The following is a 6,119-nucleotide window of genomic DNA, read 5'->3' on the forward strand; positions in this document are numbered from 1 at the left end:
CGATATTTCTATCGCCAGTTCGAACCTGTTGCTGGATTGGTTCTTGTTGCATGGTTTTCGGCTGGTCAGATGATTCCCGAAAGGTTGGTTGTCCGCAACAGTTCGGGATCCGGGATCTGTTGTTCGCCTGACGCATTGGCGTGAGTCTCCGTTGTCTGCGAGGTTCTAGCAGGGGCCGATCAGGGTGGGTGGTTTGCGTCGTCGTCTGCGGCCGTCGTCGAGGTCGCTGACCGGTGTGTTGTTGTCGGCGGCCTGTTTCTCCAGGACCAGCAGATTGATCACGCCTGCGTAGAGTTGGAGGCGTTGTTCGAGTTCGGCGCAGTGGGCGCGCAAGTCGGCGTGTTTTGCGCGCAGTGCCTCGTAGTCGCTGAGTTCGGTTGTGCTTGCGGCTTTTTCGTTGGCTTTGACGCGTGCTTGGAATTGTTCTTTGAGGTCGAGGTGCTGGTGGGTGAGGCGCCAGCGGCCGAGGTCGGCTTCGATGGCGAGTTGGGAGATGCTGAGTCGTCCGCTCGAGCGAAGGGGTGTGCCGTCGAGGAGGCGGTCCATCGCGGCGATGATCTTCTTGCGGGCGGGATCGGTTTCCGCGGGCGGGGGTGGGTTCATCGGTGGTTTTCCAGGATGGTGTCGAGTCGGTCGAGTTCGTGTTGTTCGCGTTGGTGTCGGATCGGTGGTGCGAGCGGATCGGCGACGATGACGGCGAGTTCGTCTCGGCGGGAACGGATTCTGGTGATGTCTCGGTCGGTTCGGGCGATGTTCTGGCAGCGGGGACGGCAGTCGCTGATGTCGGGTGTGACCAGGGGGTCCTCGGCGGTGCCGCGTAGTTGGCAGGCGGCTTTGGCGGGGTCGAGGACGCAGGTCATGCCGTCGCCGTGGAAGATCTGCAAGAGTGGGTTGCCGAGCAGGTCGCGTGCTTGTCTGCTGCTGGTGAGGACATGTCCGGCGAATTGTTTGCTCGCCGCGTCGACTCGTAGCTGGTAGGCGTGCGCGGCGGGGCCGCTGACGTGTTCGCCGGTGTCGAGTGCCCGTTGGTCCTCGGCGAGTTCTTCCAGGCGGGTCAGGAAGTCCTCGAAGGCGTATTCGTCGGGGAATCCGGAGTCGTAGGTGCCTGCGTATCCCTGGATCAGCCGGGTGTGGACGTGGCCGTATTGGATCGCGCCCGCGACCAGGCCGCGGGGGCGGCGGCGGATGAACCAGGCCAGGGTGCGTCGGAATCGGGAGATATTGAGCGCCCCTCGGGGGTCGGCTGGAATTGCGGGCAGGTTGTGCGGCTCGGCGTAGTTGTCGACCCAGTCGATGAACGTGGCCAGGTCCTTGGACACGCTTTGCGGGTCGCGAGCTGCGCCGGCTCGTTTGGTGTTTTGCAGTCGACGACGCGGTTCCAGCGATTTCGGGAACAGCACCGGCTGGTCGTGGAGCTGTTCGAGCACTGCAATCGCTGTGGCGACCGGCTCGACGACGACCCATGGATCTCGGCGCGGGGCTCCTGCGGGGAGTTTGTGTCCTTCGGTGTCGACCGCGCCCTTGAAGTAGAGCCCGTTCATCAGCCAGAGCCCGGTCACGGGGTCGTGTTCGACGCAGCCGCGTCGTAGGTTGAGGACTTCGCCCGCGCGGGCGCCTGACAAGTAGGCGACGACGATCAGGCAGGCGGTGCTCAACCGCCGCGCCAGTGGGAGGGCTTCGAAGTAGTCGATGGGTCGATCGCGCCAGGTGACACCGTTGAACTTGGCGGTGATCGCTGTGTCCAGGTAAGCGGCGTCGGCGACCGGGACCGCGGACTCGAGCAGCATCCGACCGGCGGGAATCGAGGGTCCGACCGTGCAGGCGAGGACTTTGCCGACGTGGTTCCAGTCGACCGCCACCTCTCCGTCGTCGCCGACCTTGCCCGGCAGGGATCCGCCGGTGTCAACAAGGCGTTGCAGGTAGTCGGCCATCAGGGCCTCGATCTGGCCTTTCGGTCGCCGCGCGACCGGTCCCCGGGTTCGGAGTTGTTGTTGCGGGCTTCGTTGGTGAAGGAACACGTATTCGGCGTGAGCGGCCAGGATGTCGGTGGAGAAGACCTCGACGAACCGCAGCGCCCATCCCAGCAGCGAGGTCATCGTGGATTCGGCGATCCGCCGAGTGAGGTTGTCGCGCTGCGGGCGGACCCGGTCGAAGAGGTCTCGCGAGGAATCACCGCCCCAGGGCGGCAGTGTCGGCAGTCGCATGTGCTCGGGCAGGTGGTCGCGATAGCACCACAAACGCCGGACCTCGATCACGCAGTCGTGCTTGCGGTCCAGGGAGAGGTCGGTGTCGATGAGATGGTCGAGGTAGCGGTCGAGCAGGGCCGGGGTGATCTGTCGGAATTCGGTGATGCGGTGGCGGTGGAGCCAGAGCAGGAAGATCTTGAATGCCGACCAGTTGGACGCGATGCTCTTGATCGCTGGTCGCGAGGTGGTGGTGCGGTGCAGTTGGACATGGGAATCGGTGTTGATCTGTTGCCAGGCATAGTGTTTCGCGGCGAATCTCAACGGCTCGGGAACCGCGGCGAAGTTCAGGCTCGATGCCTTGGAGTGCTGCTCGAAGATCGCCTCATCGAGACGCCAGACGCTGTGCCCGAAACGTGACAACGTGTGCGGATCGGCGTCGGGCACCAGATCGCGGTCAGCGAGCACGACAGTTTCGTCGGTGGGCCAGTCACGGTCAGCGGCGCGGTGCGGCCGGATCGGTTGGAGGGCAGTGTTGTTCATCGTTGGTCGAGCTCCCGGTTCAAGAATCGTTGCACCACATCGCGGTCGGTGTCGGTGGCGTCGGTGCGCGCGTCCTCGATGTCGTGGCTGTCGTGTCGGTTGATCAGTTCGGCGAGTTGGGCGTGCGGCAACGCGAACCGGCGAGCCCAGTCCAGCGGGGTCATCTCCGACTTGCGGGCGTGCAGGCGGTCGTGAACCAGGACCTGGATCGGTAGGTGGCGCGGCAGAGCCCTCGCGCAGGGGCAGTCCAGGCACTGCATGAACGAGGCCCGGCATGGTTGACCGGCCGGTGCGTGCGGGCTGTGGGTGTTGTCGAGGCAGGCGTTCATGACGGTGTCGAGTTCACCGCCGAGCATCCGCTTCAACATCGCCGCATCGATGCCGTGCTCGGCCGCGACACCATCGGGATCGTGTTGAGCCCGGGCGAGATCGGTCGTTGTGAGCCCTGTCATCACCGCGTGGGTGCGGGCTTTGTCGACCTCGGCGGCCAGCGCGTCGGCGACGACGCGACGGTATCGGGCGAGATTGCCGCGGTTGCGTGCCAGATAGTCGTTGACCAGTGTCGACTCGGTGTGAGCGACGGGCTTTTGATGCAGTTCGAGGTAGGTCATCCGCAAGACGCTCATCGTCACCCTCAGCGGGGCGAGGCTCTGTTCGGGACCGGTGTCGTCGGCCGGGATCCGGTGGTGATTCGACCAGGGCGCCAGGAATGCCGCTGGTGTGATGGCACGTAGTCCCCGCCGGTGACCTGGGCCGCCTTTGCCGTGGTAGGCAATCAGCAGCCGGTCGGCGCCGATGAGTTCGCGCGATCGGGCGGCGAGCTCCACCAGCAATCTGTAGACGCCGAACGGAGTGTGTAGTTCATCGCGAGCAGACACCTCATCCGGATCGGACGGGATGTTGATCCAGTCCGGAACCTGCGACAACACCAGATTCGAGTAAGCGCGGGGTCCTCGACGCGGTTTGCGGGTGTCGACGATGGCGGTGGCGAGGTCGGTGGCTTGTCCGTCGGTGCGGTGATGCGCTGCGGGGGTGCCGAACACGACGCTGCTGTTCTGGCCGGTCATCACGGTCAACAACACCGCCCCGGCCATCGCTTCCAGGCCGGTCAGATGCGCCCAACCGACAACCTCGATCACCGTCCCGAACCCTGTCACCCACCAATCCCGGATCTCACCGACGCCCGTGCCCAACCGGCCGGCATGCCGTGGGATATCGGCGTGACGGTCGACGAAGTCCAGCAGCTCCAGGCGCCGGTCGGGATCTTCGAGTGTCCCGGCGCGGTATCGCTCGAGCAGCGCCCGGTTCCCGCGTATCCGCTTGGCGGCGGCTCGAAGATCGCCGCGGGCGGCCTCGGCGATCCGGGTGAACTCCGATCGGCTGTAGCTGTTCTTGCCCGTCGAGCGACGCGCTCGGGGCGGATGGGGTGTGCGCAGTTTGGCCACCAGCGCCTCGTCCAGGCCCTCGGCGCGCAGCAACAGTTTCTTCATCGTCCCGACCTCGGCCCAGGCCGTGAACTCCGAGACGACGCGGCGATGGTCGTAGAACCCGTCGATGTGCTCGGGGGTCAGATCCGGCAACCGCGCGAGTGGACGCGCCAGACCCTCGAGGTAGCGGGCGAACAAGCGCACGCAGACGAACAGATTGAGCATCGAGTTCATCGACGTCAACCCGGCGCCGGGAGCCGTGCGAGCGGCGAACGCCGCCGCCAGAGCGCGGCGGATGTCATCGTTGCCCGGCAACCGGGCGAAGTCGAAATCGCGTCGCCGGTCACCGTCCTGGTTGAAACAGCGGACCACCATCGCGCCGTGAAGCAACCCGCGTTCGGTGCTCGACCCACCGACGGGCAGGGTGGCCCTGCGTCCCGCGCGACTCACCGGAGCCCGCCCACCGGGTCGCCGATCACCATCGGGTGATCGGCGAGCGCCTGGGCCATGAACTGGGCGACCGGAAACCCCTCGGCGTGAGCGAGCAGGATCTCCACGTCCAAATTCCGAAACGGCGCCAGATACACGTTCTTCGTCGTCTGGACCCGCTGATGCCCCAGCATCGTCGCCACCAGGTCCCACGTGTCGCCGAACTGCTCGCGGAAATCCTCGAGCGCCTCGCCGTCCAGATGCGCCAGCCGCCGACCGAAGGCGAGTTTGCCGATCGAATACCACTTCAACGCGAACGAATGGCGATGCATGTGCGCGGTCGCCGAGAAGTCCGTCAAACCCACCCGCGCGATCCGCTCGTTCGCGGCATCGAAGCTGTGATGCCAACCATGCGGATCCCGTGGGAGACCGTCTTCGTTCAACCACACCGCCAACGGCTCCAACCCCGCTCCAGTCCGCCGAAACAGCCTGCGCCGCATAGCCGGTGACAACAGACCCCACGATCGGAACACCGTGCCGCCCTGCCCGTCGGCCAGCGCCACCGAATCCCTGCCTCGTTCCGCTTCGACCACCCGCGCCCGCGCAAGGGCCTCGTAGCGGCCTGCGGCCTGCGCGCCGCGCACCGCCCGCGCCCGCGCGCCCTCGACGTATGCCCGGACCCCGCTCAACGCCTTGTTGCCGATCCAATACCTGTGCCCGTAACCGCCTTTCGCGCACCGGTTCGCCAAATCGGCCGTGTAGAAGCCACGCCCCGACCTCACCGCCGGCAGCTCCGGCAACACCACGCTGGCCCACTCACTCAACCGCAACCCCGTGCTGTAGAGGCCATCGACGAACGCGGCATCACGCTGCTCGTTGCGTCCCCGCCACGCCCTGTCGCGACGACCGTCGAGCAACCGGCCCCGCACCCCCACATCCCGCCACCGGGCGATCGCGGCCGGATCCAGCCACTTCACCGACGCTTCCCGCTTCGCGACCGGAAAATCCACGTCAGCGAACACATCGACCACATCACCGAAACGGCCGGAAGCCCACTTGTAGAACAACTTGCACGCCGCGACATCCTTGGCGAACGCCGCGGTGCCCACCGTGGACTCGTTCGCCGGATCGGTCAGTCTCCAGAACTCGAACTCCTCGGCATCCTCATCCGTGGCATCCCACCACTGCCGGTCCCTGCTCAGCAGGAAGTTCAACCACAACGCCAGACAGTGCGTGTAGGCATGGTTCGTCGTCGCAGCCTTGTTCCGCATCGTCGGCGAAGCCAGAAACGCGTTCACCCGAACATCGGGAAACCCATTGGGCCCCAATATGAACCGCTGACCATCACGCACGCCGAGCCGGTGCGCCCACGACACCAGATCCACCCCATGACCGGCGACCGCATCCGGCAGATCAGGCCACGACCGCTCCAAGTCGTACCGATGGACCGTCCAACACCCTGTACTCAAAACACACCACTCTCCTGAAATCGGCTCGTCGAACCACAACAGGAAAGCGGGTAGAGAACGATATCGGT

The 6,119-nt window shown here is 65.5% G+C and carries 4 protein-coding genes; all 4 read right to left on the bottom strand.

The features are described from left to right. Positions 1–165: 165 nt before the first annotated feature. Positions 166–603, bottom strand: a complete 438-nt coding sequence (locus tag ABZS43_RS36360; protein WP_355040557.1) for a hypothetical protein — start codon at positions 601–603, stop codon at positions 166–168. Then, on the bottom strand, positions 600–2,651 hold the full coding sequence (locus ABZS43_RS36365; RefSeq protein ID WP_355040558.1) for a hypothetical protein: 2,052 nt from the start codon (positions 2,649–2,651) through the stop codon (positions 600–602). Before ABZS43_RS36365 ends, ABZS43_RS36360 begins: the two co-directional genes overlap by 4 nt. Before the next feature lie 71 nt (positions 2,652–2,722). Beyond that, the gene (locus ABZS43_RS36370; RefSeq protein ID WP_355040559.1) at positions 2,723–4,603 is read right to left on the bottom strand and encodes a hypothetical protein; all 1,881 of its coding nucleotides are present in this window, start codon (positions 4,601–4,603) and stop codon (positions 2,723–2,725) included. Further along, entirely contained in the window at positions 4,600–5,853 is a 1,254-nt protein-coding gene (locus ABZS43_RS36375; RefSeq protein ID WP_355040560.1) for a hypothetical protein, read from the bottom strand. Before ABZS43_RS36375 ends, ABZS43_RS36370 begins: the two co-directional genes overlap by 4 nt. Positions 5,854–6,119 lie beyond the last annotated feature (266 nt).

Source organism: Nocardia sp. NPDC005366 (assembly GCF_040606855.1).
In the GTDB taxonomy this organism is placed as follows: Bacteria; Actinomycetota; Actinomycetes; order Mycobacteriales; family Mycobacteriaceae; genus Nocardia.

Coding starts and splice junctions, on each gene's coding strand:
- ABZS43_RS36360 (WP_355040557.1), bottom strand. CDS start 603: ATGAACCCACCCCCGCCCGCGGAAACCGATCCCGCCCGCAAGAAGATC.
- ABZS43_RS36375 (WP_355040560.1), bottom strand. CDS start 5,853: ATGCGGAACAAGGCTGCGACGACGAACCATGCCTACACGCACTGTCTG.